Raw genomic sequence first — 14,226 nt, 5'->3', positions numbered from 1 at the left:
GCTTTGGGCAAGCGGACTGCCTGGCTGCTGCCGGTTTTGAACAGTTTTGCGATGGCGACCACGGCAACCTCGGCGTAGGTATGAAACAGTATCTACTTTATCACCAACCAAGTGATTAAGTCGAAGTCCGTACTCGACTTCACCTGGTTACCGGCGTCTACAAGCTTGCCGCCGCGGCCCGCGAACAGATTGCCGGTATTCTTCCTGCCGAATTGGGCGGCGATAGCGGCAACCGCCTTCTCCAGCAGCGCGCTGTAGCGCGACATGTCTTGACCGTCGCTGGTCTCGGCATCGAACAGCTCGCATAGAGTGGCGTATGGCTCGGTTTTGTTTTGGCATACAGCCCGAAAGACGTCAAGAATCTGTTTGGGGCTGGTGAAGTTGTAGCGCACTTCGCCATCATCGCGTATGTATACGAGGAAGTGAGATTGCAATGGGTTTACCGCTTCGTTACCGGTAGCGTCCAGACGTTGTTTAGGGCAGTAGATGACGCCCGCCTGAATGGTTTTTGTATTCGGCGTGCGGCGGCACGACAGCGTAAAGGCCATAGGGCGCTTCCTCCAGCTTTCCCGATTTGCTTCAATGTAGTTGGCGAGTTCGAGACGGAAATCGTCGAGGGTGAATTCGTTGAGCGCAACCGATTCGTTGAAGTCTTCGAGGTCGAGCACCTCGTCTTTTAATCTCAGCAATTGTTTGTCGCGGTAGCGCAAGTCTTCCTGAATCAGCTCTCTTGGTCTTCGGCCTGCAAAATATTGTCCTCAGCAGTGGCGGCGATGTCGACCAAAGCCATGCGCGCTTCGACACGGTTCTTGAGATTGATATATTTGTTCAGGTCGGGGGTGGGCCCAAAGTTGATCAGTTGAATCGACGCGTTGCGGCTGCCGATGCGATCGAAACGGCCGAAGCGCTGAATGATGCGCACCGGATTCCAGTGAATGTCGTAATTGACTAGCAGATTGCAATCCTGAAGATTCTGGCCTTCGGAGATGCAGTCGGTCGCAATCAGAATGTCGATTTCGTCGTGCTGCGGCATCGACACCATTTTGGCGCGTTGCTTGGCTCTGGGCGCAAAGTTGGTCAGGATGTTGGTGAACTCCGGGCGGCCCAGAGTTGTGCGATTCGGCCTTGCGCCTCCGGAAACGAGCGAGATATGAACGTTGAGCTTTTCTCTTGCCCAGGTTTCCAGTTGCTCGTATAGATACGCGGCGGTATCGGCAAATGCGCAAAGACGATGATCTTGCAATTCTCTTCGCCATCGTTATTGACGGTCGGATGCCTGATTTTTTGCTCGATGATCCTACGCAGTTCGGCGAGCTTGGCATCGCGTTGCGCGTTTACAGCCTGCGTATCATTGGCGAGACGGGAAAGCTGTTGTTTGTCTTTCCCTAAAGCCTGCAACCAAGTCATCGATTCGAAGGTGCGCCATCTGAAACTTGAGCTTGCCGCCGACCTGAAAAGCCCGGGCGAGATCTTCATCTTCTTCGTCTGACTCTTCGAAAAAATCGGCCTGAACGTCTTCCGCGATCTGCGATTGATGGTCTTTGAATTTTCGCAGACGGCTTTCCAGATTTTCGATCTTCTCCACAGTGCGGTTCATCGTGATGGCGAACGACGATACCGAGCTTCGAGCCGCTTCAGAAAATTTACCTTCATCATGCCGATGAGGAAGCGCTCGCGGTCGGCTTGCGAGAAGTTGCGGATTCTTTTTTCCTCGTATTGCGCCTTGAACTCTTCATGCACGAAGCGCGACGGGTTATACAGAGACAACTGGTACTTCGAGATATCGTCGTTCAACTGATCGTAAGAAGGAAAGCGGCTTTTCAGATCGATTTCCGAGTACATCGATTCCGGCTTTTTGCGCTTGGGAAACTGGCCGATTGGCTCCAGTGAAGCTTTGTAATACTTCTGAATATGCTTGCGCGAGCGCGCGATCGTGAGTTCGTCGAGCAAGGTAAAAAAGCTCGCGGACAGGCGATCCATCAGATCACGCGCATCTTTTTCGTCTGCGCGCTTGGCCCATTCGGTGAAAGTTTTTTGCGCCGTGGACAACGTTTCCTTGATGCTGTTGATGCTGAAGCTTTGCGCGAAAGCGTTGTCTTGCCCTTCGGTGATGAAATAAATCTGGTTGCGCAGGTCGGCAAGGTCGTTATTGACCGGGGTCGCGGATAGCAGCAATACCTTGGTCTTGACGCCCGACTGGATGATGTCTTGCATCAAGCGCTCGTAGCGGCTTTTGCGAATGACGTTGCCGTCTTCGTCGCGCCTGCCTTTTACGTTGTTGCGGAAGTTGTGCGATTCATCGATGACGATCAGATCGAAATTACCCCAGCTGATGGTGGCGAGATCGATGCCATCGGTTTTGCCGCTTTCCCTGGAAAGATCGGTATGCGAAAGCACCGTATACGCGAAGCGATCCCTGAGGAACGGATTGAGTTCGCTATTGTTATGGGCGAGATAGACCGTGCGGTTATCGCGCAGTTTTTTAGGGCAAAGCACGAGGACGCGATGGTTGCGAAGCTCGTAGTATTTGATAACCGCCAGCGCGGAATACGTCTTGCCCAAGCCCACGCTGTCGGCAAGGATGCAGCCGTTGTGCGCGTTGATCTTGTGGATCGCGCCCTTGGCGCCGTCCTTCTGAAAATCGAACAGCGCGTTCCAGATATCGGTCTCGACGATGGCTGTTTGGTCAAACAGCCTTGCATCGTCAGCCTGCCCCGACAGAAAGCGCTCGAAGACGTGAAAAAGCGTCTTGAAATAAATGAACTCGGGCGCGTGATTGACGTAGAGCTGTTCGAGGTAACCCAGCACTTCGCCTTTGACATCCGCCACCAGATCGTCGTCCGACCAGATGTCGTCGAACCAGGCTTTCAGGTCGGTGCGATCGCGATCGCTGTCGACGATCAGGTTCAGTTCGATATTCGGATTGGCGGAAAGCCCCCAGACCACGCCGAGTGAAGTTGGAGCTGCCGAGAATCGCATGCTCGCGGTGGCCGTCGTGTATGTGATAAAGCTTGCCGTGGAGCAGATTGGCCTGCCGGATCGAGCGAATTTCGACCTTGTCGCGAATCCAGGCTGCGCAGCGGCGGGCAATCTCTTTCTGCTGCAAACGGTTGGCGAGTTCCAGGCCTTCGTCTTCGATCTTGAAGGATTTCTTGTAGGTCTTTTCCGGGTCGAGTGAGGCGATAAAGCGCGGCTCCCCGAATAAAAATCGCAGTCCTTCAATTTTGCCCAGCTTGTCCGCCAGCGCATGGTAGGCGTAAATTGTGAAATAGGCTGACACGACGGATAGAGCGCTATCCTCGGATATTTTTTCAGCAAGGAAATGCGCAACGGCGCCGCGCCCATGGTTGTCGCGAATGCCGTAGCTACCCGCTACGGGTGTTGTTTTCAGACTCGCCTTACCGTCTCGCCGAGATGCCATTTTCACTCCCTTGCTTGCCATGGCCTCCATAGTGCCTTCCGTTTCGATTGCTCTCAATAGCAAGTGCACCGATCCATGGTCGATTCCGGCACAACATCGTGCGGCCTCAGGCTCATGTCCGGTCTTTCTGAGTAGACAATCAAACTCCGGCACCAGATTCCTGTCTCGGAGTGTCTCGATCGTGTCTGACCCATTGAATGACGTGATTTTTGCCAACCTGTAATCAATCAACCTTGAAAGGAGAAAACACCATGCTGAAGAAAAGTATCTGCTGCTGAACGTTCTGGACGACCCTGGCTTTCGCAACCTCGGCCATCGCCGAAGAAGTCAGACCGGACGTGCACTTCGTGCCGACGCCCGAGGCTGTTGTCGCCGAGATGCTGAAGGTGGCGAAGGTCGGCAAGAACGACGTGCTGTACGACCTCGGTTCCGGCGATGGCCGGATTCCGATCACCGCCGCCAAAAAGTATGGCACGCGCGGCGTCGGCGTCGATATCGATCCCGAGCGCATCCAGGAAGCCAACGCCAATGCGAAAGCCGCCGGCGTCACCGACAAGGTCAAATTCATCCAGGGCAATTTGTTCGAAATCGACTTGAGCAAGGCGACGGTTGTGACGCTTTATCTCTTGAACAGCCTCAACCTGAAGCTGCGCCCGAAACTCCTGAGTGAATTGAAGCCGGGCACACGTATCGTGTCGCATTCGTTCGACATGGGCGACTGGAAACCGCTCAAGACCCTGAATGTGGACCGCAGCAAGGTCTATTACTGGGTGGTGCCGGAAAAGAAAAGCGCGCAGGCGCAGCGTTAATTCTTGCGAATGAATAGACGCATCGCATGAGCGTGGCAAAGGATGCGTCGTCATCGCAAGGAAGCTCCAGCGCCAGTTTCCTGGAGCTGTTCTTCGACCTTGTCTTCGTGTACGCCTTCGCGCAACTCACCGGCTTTCTTGCGGACAATCTGACCTTGCTCGGGCTGCTGCAGGACGCAGCCCTGCTCGCGGTGCTGTGGTGGGCATGGGTCACGTATTCGTGGCTGACCAACGCGGTTCCCGCCGAGGACGCGATTCCGGCGCGTCTCATCATCCTTTCGGCGATGGCGGCCATGCTCGAGGTCACGCTCGCGATTCCCGACGCCTTCGGCGAGCATGCCCTGTTGTTCGGCGTCGCCTACTTCGTGGTACGGCTGTTACAAGTCTCACTGTTCGCGCTCGCCACCGAAGGAGATAATGCGGCGCGCGATCCTCAAACTCGCGCCCTGCTTTCTGGGCGGACCGGCGTTGCTCGTGCTGGCGGGATTTCAGGACGGCTGGGTGCAAGCCGCGCTCGCGGAAAAAACCCAGTTAAACCGCGCACCCGAAGCCTGATAAAACGCGTGATTCGTGAGTTGAACACCCCGTCCGGTGCGCGCCACCCATCCCTGGAAAGGAGGGAGAATCGCATCATCTCTGATTCCGGCCTGTAAGTAATCGCCGCAATCGCGGACAAATCAAAATGAGGTTTTGCCACCCGTAACTGGGAGAGGACATGCTGAATCGCGCCATTCTGATCTGCGTATTTTTTCTGGGCGGATGCGCTACCGCTCCGGTCGAGCAACCGCCATCGGCCGGCCACAATCAACGCGTGCTGAACGAAGGCTACAGCATGCTCTACGATGCCGTGTCCACACAAAAGCAGTCGGACAAGCTGCTGCTCATCAAGCTCGAATCGAAAGACGTCAAAACAGTGATCGGCGGAATTTCCGATGCGGCCGAGCGCGTCCAGAAGGATCTCGACGAAATGGCGAAGCGCGATCCGCGGCTTGAACTCAAACTGAAGCCGCTGCCGGCGATCGAAGTCGAAGCGCGCAAGTCGGCGAACTTCGAACGCCTCAAGGATTTGCTCGGACAGACCGGCAAGGAATTCGAACGCCTGTTGTTGCTGACGCAATCGGGCGTGCTGAATTCCGAGCGCCATCTCGCCAAAACCCTCAGCGCGAGGGAAACCAACCCGCAGCGCAAAAAACTCATGCAGGAGGTGAGCCGCACCTTCGACGATCAATATGAAAAGGTCGTGCGCCTGCTCGAGGCCAGGTACTTCACCCCCACCAAATAGGACGCGCGGTGAGCAAGGGCCTCAAGATCGTCGCCAGGGTGTTGGCGGCGATCGTTGTGCTCATCGTCGTTTCCGTTGCCGCGGTTTCGATTTTCTTTGATCCGAACGACTACAAACCCGAGGTTTCCTCGTGGGTCAAGGACAAGACTGGACGCGAGCTGACCATCGGCGGCGACATCGATCTCGAGTTTCTGCCCAGGCTCGGCGTCAGCGCTGAGCAATTGGCGCTCGGCAATGCCGAGGGCTTCGGACCAGCGCCTTTCGCGACGGTCAAGCGGGTGCAGGTTCGGGTCGAACTTCTGCCGCTGATCAAAAAAGAGCTGCAGATGGACGCGCTCTCGATTCACGGCCTCGCGCTCAGTTTGATCAAGGATAAAGCCGGAAAAACCAACTGGGACGATCTCAAACGACGCCAACCAAAGTCCGGCAAGGATGCGGGCGCCTTGACGTTGGGCGGATTGGACATCAGAAACGCGAGCCTGACCATGGACGATCGCGGCACCGGCAAACTCCATACTTTGGAGCGGTTGAATATTGGGACCGGCGCGCTCGCGCCGAAAACCGACATCGATTTCGACATCGATGGCACCTTGTCGAGCGCTCCCTTGAACGCCCGGATCGAAGTACGCGGCGTAATCAACCCCGACCCCGATAGCGCGTATTATCAACTGCGAAAACTGCTTGCCGCCGCCGAGATCAAAGGTGGCAACCTTCCGGACAGCGTCGACTTGAAGCTGGCCGTGGATTCAGCGACATTGCAAGCGGAAATGCTGACCATCGAATCCTTCAAACTGGCGGGCGCCGGACTCGTGGCCGAGGGAGAATTGCAAGGTAAAGTGGGCGATGAGCCGTCCGCGAGCGGAACGCTGAAAATCGCGCCATTCAATCCGCGCGATGTCATGCAGCGCCTCGGCATGAAACCGCCGCAGACCGCCGATGCCAAGGTCTTGAGCCGTGCGGCGCTCAGCGCCGAAATCGACAGCTCCCCGGATAGCCTGAAGATGAGCGACCTGACCTTGCAGCTCGACGACAGCACGCTCACCGGCGGTATCGCTGTCAGCAACTTTTCGAAACCGGCAGCGACTTTTGCGCTCAAGGTCGATAGCATCGATCTCGACCGCTATCGCGCGCCTGAGAAGAAGTCCGCGAAACCGGGTAAGGGTAGCGACATGCTTCCGCTCGACGGTTTGGAAGGCCGGAATATTCGGGGCACGCTGCGCATAGGCAAACTGAAAGTGGCCGGCGAACAGACCACAGATTTTGTGATCAGGGTCGATACGCGGTAACACCGTTTCGAAACCCGCGCGACGTCCGACCTCGCCGTCGGCATTTCAAAACTGGGCCATCCCATCGTCGGTCAATCGATTCTCCGGAACACCGTGCGGATCGAAGCTGGTGTGCTTTGCTCCCTCCCCACTTGCTGGGGAGGGCTGGGGTGGGGAGAAGTTGCGTCGCGCTTGTTTGGGGTACCCTGGCCCTTCCCAGGCAACCGCAGCCGGAGAACCGGAATGAAACAACGCAAGCTGGGTAGTCAAGGCCTGGTCGTCTCGGCGATGGGACTCGGCTGCATGGGCATGTCGGAGTTCACCGGCGAGGGCGATGATGCGGAGTCGATCGCAACCATTCACCGCGCGTGCGATCTCGGCATCAATTTTTTCGATACCGCCGATGTCTACGGTCCGTTCACGAACGAGGAACTGGTCGGGCGCGCGCTGCGCTCCAGCGGTCGCCGCAATGACGTTGTCATCGCAACCAAGTTCGGCGTCGTGCGCGGCGACGACGGCTCTTTCCGTGGCGTTAACGGCCGCCCGGATTATGTGAAGAAATCGTGCGACGGCAGTCTCAAGCGCCTCGGCGTCGATACCATCGATCTGTATTACCAGCATCGCGTCGACGCCGACGTGCCGATCGAAGACACGGTCGGCACGATGGCGGATCTAGTGCAAGCGGGAAAAGTCCGCTACATCGGCCTTTCGGAAGCCGGACCAAAAACGATCAGACGCGCGCATGAAATTCATCCGATCACGGCGCTGCAAACCGAGTTTTCATTGTGGAGCCGCGAACCAGAGGATGACATTCTCGCGCTCGTGCGCAATCTCGGCATCGGCTTCGTTGCCTACAGTCCGCTCGGGCGCGGCTTTCTGACCGGACAAATCAAGAGCTTGGACGACCTGCCGGAAGGCGACTACCGGCGCGATTCACCGCGCTTTCAGGCTGACAACTTCACGAAGAATCTGAAGCTCGTCGAGCGCATGCAGACGATGGCAAAAGAGAAAAGCATCGCCGCTTCGCAACTGGCGCTGGCGTGGGTGATGGCGCAGGGCCCGGACATCGTGCCGATCCCCGGAACCAGGCGGCGCGGATATCTTGAGGAAAACGTGCGCGCTGCTGAAGTCGAACTCGACGCGGAAGATCTCGTTCGGCTCGACGAACTTGCACCGCGTGACGCCGCGGCTGGATCGCGTTATCCGGAACGATGATGAGCGCGCTCGGTCGTTGATCGGCTGAACGCTTCCGTATTCCCCGCGCCGTACCTTCTACGGCGAAGCCTTGATCAGGTGGTTATTCCCCGCCCCCATTAAAGCCTTCGAGGGCAGGCTCCAGTCGAAATCCCGGGGGACCGGCCATGGAGACTCACTCAACGCTGCCCAGTCCCTTTTTTACAATCGCAGCGTAGCTTTTACAGGGCGCTTCGGCCGCTCCTCGACGTCCCGCCCGAAAAACGGTCGGAACGCAACTTGCGTCATAGTGTTTTTCCAACCAGAGCGACGCGCAAGTCGATCGGCTGCAGCTAGCGTTCGTAGCGCATACCACTTATGACCGACTTATCCATACGCGCGAGAAAAAGCAATCCCTTTGACAGCACCCTCGCGCGCGTCAATAGCAACTACGCGGCGTATCACGACGGGGAACTGGTACGCCCGCTCGCGCCCCACCTCGCGCCGTCGGCGCTGGCCGAACAAGTCCATGGATCGTTTCGCGATCACGTCCTCGATTCGGATTTTTCCTGCGTCGGCGCCAAGTCGGCGATTTCGCGCGGCAGTTATCGGCTCGGCCAATACGGAACCCTCGCATCGGCCGGGGCGACGGCCGGCCTCGCTTGCGATCTTTACGAATTCGTCAGGGACCAGGCCAGCTTCGAAGGCGGATTCTCGACCTTTCTCGCCAGCTTCGCCAATCCGGTTCCGCAAACCGAAAAAGAATTCGAGCGCCTGCTGTGGGCGCAATTGCAGCATCTGCATGAGCTCGATCGCGCGCATCATGTCTGGGATCCGGCTGTCAGCAACGATCCCGCTGACGCCGAGTTTTCGTTCAGTTTCGCCGAGCAGGGGTTTTTCGTGATCGGCCTGCATCCGCAAAGCTCGCGCCTGGCGCGGCGCTTCGCGTGGCCGGCGCTGGTATTCAATCCGCATAACCAGTTCGAGCAGTTGCGCGAATCCGGCCATTTCGATCGCATGCAGTCGGTCATTCGTGAGCGCGAACTGGCTTTGCAGGGAAGCCTCAACGCCAACCTGAGCAATTTCGGCGAGCAATCGGAGGCGCGTCAATACTCGGGGCGGCGCGTTGAGGTGGGATGGCGCTGTCCGTTTTCGCCCCGCAACAGCATCCGCTGATGCGGAAATCGGCTATCGGCGGAGTTCGTTGATTGCAGCGGATCGCGCTCTATACACTCGAGCCGCAGACTGGAACCGCTTTCGAAATCGAACGCGGGCAAGTTGTGCGCGTCATCGATCGTTTAGGTGAACAGGTGTCCGATCTGACCGCCTTCGCGCGTGCCGATCGCGATGAGTGGTTATCGTCGGGCCGCAGCATCGATTATGCCAATACCATCTACCTGACCAGCGGGCACGTGCTCTATTCAAACCTCAGCAATCCGATGTTCACGATCGTCGAAGACAAGGTCGGCCGCCACGATTTCCTGTTGACGCCGTGCAGCGCCGAGACATTCAGGATCATCTACAACAACGATGCCCCGCATCCCAGTTGCTTCGACAATTTGCAGACGCAACTGGCCGCTTTCGGGATCGCCCCCAGCCGCATTCCGACTACGTTCAATATTTTCATGAACGTGGCTATCGGCGCCGACGGCAAGCTGACCATCGCGCCGCCGCAATCGAAAGCTGGCGATTACATCGACTTGCGCGCCGAGATGGATCTGATCGTCGGCGTCACAGCGTGTTCGGCCGAGATGTCGAACAATTACCGCTTCAAGCCTATCGATATCGAAGTGTACGGTGATGAAACGGAAACCTGAGCGAAACTGCTGCTTACTGTAAGTGCTGTTTCGCAGAGGTTGTGCAAGGGAATCGGCGGGACCTTTCCCGGTCAGGGGAAAGGAGAACACCGCCGCAGTGCATATACCAGGATCACCAAGTTCCGCAGACGCTCGACCTGCCTTTTTTAACGACTGGCGTAAAGATTGCGCAAATCGCGGACCTTGTCGTGATTCTGCTGAACACCCTGGAACTGGCGCTCGACAATCGTGCGCACATCGGCGGGTAAATCGGAATCCAGCGCGTCGCGGTACGACTTCACGGCGACGTCTTCGCCGCGTTCCACTTCGTTGAGAATCGCCTTGTCGTCCTTGCCGGTCACAGCCGATTTGATATTGGCCCAGCCGCGATGCAGGGCGCCCGCAATGCTGCCGCTCGTCTCGGCATCGCCGCCCAGCCGCTGCACCTGCATGCGCAGTTCCTGCGCGCCTTCCGCACAGCGCCGCGCGCCGTTGGCGAACACGACTTTCAGCTCGCTGTCCTTGACGTTTTCGGCGCAGGTTTTGTAGCCCTGTTCGCCGTCCTTGCAGGTTTCGATCAAATCATTAAGGGTCGAAACAACGTCGTCTTTATCCATAGTGAACTCCTTTAAGCGAAATGTTGGGGGTATGCCGCGCTCTGCACAAAAGCAAGCGTTGTGCCGCCGCGATCCGCGCCGCGCTGCCTCGGGCCATCCCTTTTTCGGGTGTCGTAAGGCTTGGAGAGTGGGTAATATCTACATGCAAAATGTACAAGTTACATGACTATCGCCCGATGGACCCGACCTCTGGACGCCGGCAGAGCGCATTCAGGCGGGGGTGATGCGCATTCCCCACCCCGGCCCTCCCCAGCAAGTGAGGAGGGAGCAAAAGTCTCGACCCCTTATGGACGTTGCCCGCTTTACTTTATAATTGCCAAGCTTTTTTGGCGGTCTGAAGTGCTCTATATCCGCCCGCTTGCCATTGTCGCTGACATCACTTGAAACACGCCTGTAACACCCCAACCCCCCCGCATTGATCGAATCGATGTGTAGCGCGGCTGGTACGCGAGGAGAACGCATGCACGCAAAACTTGGATTGTTTTTCCTTTTTCTGTCACTGGCAGCCATAGCGCCGTTGCATGCGGCTGAGCCTGCGCCGCCGACAGCTAATGCAACCGATGCGGCAAGCGGGGCACCAACCGACGCCGCAACTGAAGCCGCAACCGAGGCGCAGAGCAGCGCCAATGCCGGAGCGCAAATCCCGGATACGCTCGAACAGCGCCTGCTGGCGTGCGCCGCCTGTCATGGCAAGCAAGGCGAGGGCATCGCGAAAAGCGAATACTATCCGCGCCTCGCCGGCAAGCCGGCCGGGTATCTCTACAATCAGTTGCGCAATTTTCAGGAGCAGCGGCGCGAAGTGCCGATCATGACCTACATGGTCGCCTATATGTCGGACGACTATTTACGCGAAATCGCTGCGCATTATGCGCGGTTGCAGCCGCCATACCCGGCGCCGGCCGGTGGCTACCCGGAACAGGAACTCGCGCGCGGCGAAGCGCTGGTCCGAAAAGGCGATGCGGACAAGAATATTCCTGCCTGCTCGGCCTGCCATGGCAAATCGCTGACCGGCATGGAGCCGACGATTCCCGGCCTGATCGGGCTGAACCGCGAATACATCGTCGCCCAACTCGGCGCCTGGAAGACAGGTCATCGCCATGGCGCGCAGCCTGACTGCATGTCGCAGATCGCGAGCCGCTTGAGCCCGCGCGATGTAGCCGCCGTCTCCGCCTATCTGACCACGCAGCGGGCGACGGCGGACTCGATGCCGGCGCTCGCCAGATCGGCCAGACTGCCGATCGATTGCGGCGTCGTCCCCGGCGCGAGCAGCGCCGACCCCGAATTGGGCATCGCCGTTCCCGAAGCGAGCGGCGAAAGTTTCGGCAAGGATGGCAAAGACAGCAAGGAGCCAGGATCATGAAGCGTATCGCCATCGCAGTTGTCGTCGTGTTGATCGTGATCGGCGCGGCAATGTTTGTGCGCGGCGTACAGCAGGGCGCGGCGCCGACGCTGTCCGGCGGCCCGCAACAACCGGCATGGTCGGAGGAAGCACCCCTGTCCGCACAGGCGCAGCGCGGCAAATACCTGGCGCTGGCCGGCGACTGCGTTGGCTGTCACAGCATCCGCGGCGGCCAGGCCTATGCCGGCGGCCTTGCGCTGCCGACACCATTCGGCACTCTCTATACGCCGAACATTACACCGGATCCGGAAACCGGCATCGGCCACTGGACCGCCGACGATTTCTGGCGGGCCATGCACGAAGGGAAATCGATCGATGGCTCGCTGCTGTATCCGGCATTTCCGTACACCAATTACACGAAGGTCACGCGCGAAGATTCCGACGCGATGTTCGCCTTTCTGCAGGCGGTACAGCCCGTGCGCGAGCCGAGCCGGCCGCACGAGCTGCGCTTTCCGTACAACCAGCGCAAGCTGCTCGCGGCGTGGCGCGCGCTGTATTTCAACCAAGGCGTGTATGAGAATGATGCGGCGCAATCGGCGCAATGGAATCGCGGCGCCTATCTGGTCGAAGGACTCGGCCATTGCAACGCCTGCCACGCCGCGCGCAACATCCTCGGCGCCGTCGCGGATGACGATTACGCCGGCGGCTTGATCCCGATCCATGACTGGTACGCGCCATCGCTGTCTTCGCGCGAGGAGACAGGGCTCGGCCGTTGGGAGATCGCGGATATCGTCAATTTGCTGAAGACCGGCGTATCGTCGCGCAGCGCCGTGTACGGCCCGATGGCCGCCGTCGTGCATTTCAGCTTGCAGCACATGACGAACGAAGACATCGCGGCGATGGCCGTCTACCTGAAATCGCAGCAGCACGAAGATGCGGCGCGCGCCGAGCCCCAGGTCAGGCCGAGCGAAACGCAAGCCGTAGCGCTGCTCGAACAGGGCGCCGCAATCTACAAAAAGCATTGCGCGGATTGCCATCAGCCGGATGGCAAGGGCGTGCCGCGCGTCTATCCGCCGCTGGCGAGCAACCAATCGATACTGATGCCCTATCCGATCAATGCCATTCGCATGGTGCTGGTCGGCGGTTTTCCGCCGAGCACTGCAGGCAATCCGCGGCCGTACGGCATGCCGCCGTTCAGCCAGGATTTGAGCGATCAGGAAGTCGCAGCGGTCGTCACCTATATACGGCAATCGTGGGGCAACAGCGCGGTCGCGGTTTCGCCGGCCGACGTCGCGCGGGCGTCGGGGATTGCAGTGGATTGAGTCTTTGCAGAAGCATGGACCTGTTAAATGGTTGAGCTGACCGCGATAACGTGACTGCCCGCGAAATCCTGCAATCCGTGTTCGGCTATCCGGATTTCCGCGGCGAGCAGGAAGAAATCGTCACGCATCTGATCGGCGGCGGCGATTGTCTCGTGCTGATGCCGACCGGCGGCGGCAAGTCCTTGTGCTTTCAAATCCCGGCGCTGGTTCGTGACGGCACCGCGATCATCGTTTCGCCGCTGATCGCATTGATGCAGGATCAGGTGCAGGCGTTGCTGCAGCTCGGCGTCAAGGCGGCATTCCTGAATTCGAGCCTCGATTCGCAAGCGGCGTACGCAACCGAACAGGATCTGCTGCGCGGCCGGCTCGATCTGCTTTACGTCGCCCCGGAACGATTGCTGACGCCGCGCTTCATGAATTTGCTCGAGCAAAGCTCGCTCGCGCTGTTCGCGATCGACGAAGCGCATTGCGTATCGCAATGGGGGCACGATTTCCGTCCCGAATACCGCGCGCTTTCGATCCTGTGCGAAAGCTTTCCGGCCGTGCCGAGGATTGCGCTGACCGCCACCGCCGACAGTCCGACGCGCAGGGAAATCGTCGAACGGCTCGGCCTTGCATCCTCGCGCCAGTTCATATCGAGCTTCGATCGGCCCAACATCCGTTACCGCATCACGGCGAAACGCAACGCGCGCCAGCAACTGCTCGATTTTCTGGCCGGTCATCGCGATGACGCTGGCATTGTCTACTGCCTGTCGCGCAAAAAAGTCGAGGAAACCGCCGCCTTTCTCGCTGCCCACGGCTTTCGCGCCCTGCCCTATCACGCCGGTCTCGATAGCGCGACGCGAAGCAAAAATCAGCAGCGCTTTCTGCGCGAGGAAAGCATTGTCATGGTCGCGACCATTGCTTTCGGCATGGGCATCGACAAGCCCAATGTCCGTTTCGTCGCGCATCTCGATCTGCCGAAAAGCATCGAAGGCTATTACCAGGAAACCGGCCGCGCCGGGCGCGACGGCCTGCCCGCCGAAGCCTGGCTCGCCTACGGCCTCGGCGACGTGGTCACCTTGCGGCGCATGGTCGATGAATCGGAGGCGGGCGAGCAACGCAAGCGCCTCGAGCGGCAGAAGCTCGATGCGCTGCTCGGATTCTGCGAATCGATACGCTGCCGCCGGCACAGCCTGCTCGGCTACTTCGGCGAATGCACC

At 58.7% G+C, this 14,226-nt stretch carries 10 protein-coding genes and 2 pseudogenes; 10 read left to right on the top strand and 2 right to left on the bottom strand.

From position 1 onward, the window contains the following. Positions 1–92: 92 nt before the first annotated feature. Positions 93–3,421: pseudogene (locus H0V78_13720) on the bottom strand (DEAD/DEAH box helicase family protein). 377 nt (positions 3,422–3,798) lie between these two features. On the opposite strand from H0V78_13720, the gene H0V78_13715 reads away from it, so the two are divergent. The 7 genes and pseudogenes from H0V78_13715 (at position 3,799) to H0V78_13685 (ending at position 9,767) form a co-directional block, all read left to right on the top strand. Next, a complete protein-coding gene (locus H0V78_13715) occupies positions 3,799–4,230 on the top strand; it encodes a class I SAM-dependent methyltransferase (GenBank protein MBA2352794.1) in 432 nt (143 codons plus the stop codon). A gap of 26 nt (positions 4,231–4,256) precedes the next feature. Next, a pseudogene (locus H0V78_13710) lies at positions 4,257–4,785 on the top strand (low temperature requirement protein A). 160 nt (positions 4,786–4,945) lie between these two features. After that, positions 4,946–5,512 (top strand): hypothetical protein, encoded by a 567-nt coding sequence (locus H0V78_13705; GenBank protein ID MBA2352793.1) that lies wholly within the window; start codon positions 4,946–4,948, stop codon positions 5,510–5,512. 8 nt (positions 5,513–5,520) lie between these two features. Continuing rightward, positions 5,521–6,798, top strand: a complete 1,278-nt coding sequence (locus tag H0V78_13700) for an AsmA family protein (protein MBA2352792.1) — start codon at positions 5,521–5,523, stop codon at positions 6,796–6,798. Positions 6,799–7,020: 222 nt separating this feature from the next. Further along, positions 7,021–7,992, top strand: coding sequence for an aldo/keto reductase (locus H0V78_13695; protein ID MBA2352791.1), 972 nt, complete (start codon positions 7,021–7,023; stop codon positions 7,990–7,992). Positions 7,993–8,328: 336 nt separating this feature from the next. After that, positions 8,329–9,126, top strand: coding sequence for a YqcI/YcgG family protein (locus H0V78_13690; protein ID MBA2352790.1), 798 nt, complete (start codon positions 8,329–8,331; stop codon positions 9,124–9,126). Between the two features lie 32 nt (positions 9,127–9,158). Further along, positions 9,159–9,767: an urea carboxylase-associated family protein gene (locus H0V78_13685; protein MBA2352789.1), complete on the top strand. Its 609-nt coding sequence runs from the start codon at positions 9,159–9,161 to the stop codon at positions 9,765–9,767. A gap of 146 nt (positions 9,768–9,913) precedes the next feature. On the opposite strand, the gene H0V78_13680 is transcribed toward H0V78_13685, so the two are convergent. Beyond that, complete coding sequence (locus H0V78_13680) at positions 9,914–10,363, bottom strand: PA2169 family four-helix-bundle protein (GenBank protein MBA2352788.1); 450 nt, start codon at positions 10,361–10,363, stop codon at positions 9,914–9,916. A 460-nt stretch (positions 10,364–10,823) separates the two neighbouring features. On the opposite strand from H0V78_13680, the gene H0V78_13675 reads away from it, so the two are divergent. The 3 genes from H0V78_13675 to H0V78_13665 form a co-directional block, all read left to right on the top strand. Then, positions 10,824–11,723, top strand: a complete 900-nt coding sequence (locus H0V78_13675) for a c-type cytochrome (GenBank protein MBA2352787.1) — start codon at positions 10,824–10,826, stop codon at positions 11,721–11,723. Beyond that, positions 11,720–13,024 carry a cytochrome c gene (locus H0V78_13670; GenBank protein ID MBA2352786.1) on the top strand — a complete coding sequence of 435 codons (1,305 nt, stop codon included), beginning with the start codon at positions 11,720–11,722 and terminating at the stop codon, positions 13,022–13,024. Before H0V78_13675 ends, H0V78_13670 begins: the two co-directional genes overlap by 4 nt. A 65-nt stretch (positions 13,025–13,089) precedes the next feature. Beyond that, the coding region (locus H0V78_13665; protein ID MBA2352785.1) for a RecQ family ATP-dependent DNA helicase at positions 13,090–14,226 on the top strand (1,137 nt) is incomplete at its 3' end.

The organism is Burkholderiales bacterium, assembly GCA_013695435.1.
In the GTDB taxonomy this organism is placed as follows: domain Bacteria; phylum Pseudomonadota; class Gammaproteobacteria; order Burkholderiales; family JACMKV01; genus JACMKV01.
The sequence above is the reverse complement of the archived record's forward strand: the minus strand, read 5'-3'. Positions and strand labels throughout refer to the sequence as shown.

Excerpts from the sequence above, each read along its gene's own strand:
- H0V78_13715 (MBA2352794.1), top strand. The coding sequence starts at position 3,799 with ATGCTGAAGGTGGCGAAGGTCGGCAAGAACGACGTGCTGTACGACCTC.
- H0V78_13705 (MBA2352793.1), top strand. The coding sequence starts at position 4,946 with ATGCTGAATCGCGCCATTCTGATCTGCGTATTTTTTCTGGGCGGATGC.
- H0V78_13695 (MBA2352791.1), top strand. The coding sequence starts at position 7,021 with ATGAAACAACGCAAGCTGGGTAGTCAAGGCCTGGTCGTCTCGGCGATG.
- H0V78_13690 (MBA2352790.1), top strand. The coding sequence starts at position 8,329 with ATGACCGACTTATCCATACGCGCGAGAAAAAGCAATCCCTTTGACAGC.
- H0V78_13680 (MBA2352788.1), bottom strand. The coding sequence starts at position 10,363 with ATGGATAAAGACGACGTTGTTTCGACCCTTAATGATTTGATCGAAACC.
- H0V78_13675 (MBA2352787.1), top strand. The coding sequence starts at position 10,824 with ATGCACGCAAAACTTGGATTGTTTTTCCTTTTTCTGTCACTGGCAGCC.
- H0V78_13670 (MBA2352786.1), top strand. The coding sequence starts at position 11,720 with ATGAAGCGTATCGCCATCGCAGTTGTCGTCGTGTTGATCGTGATCGGC.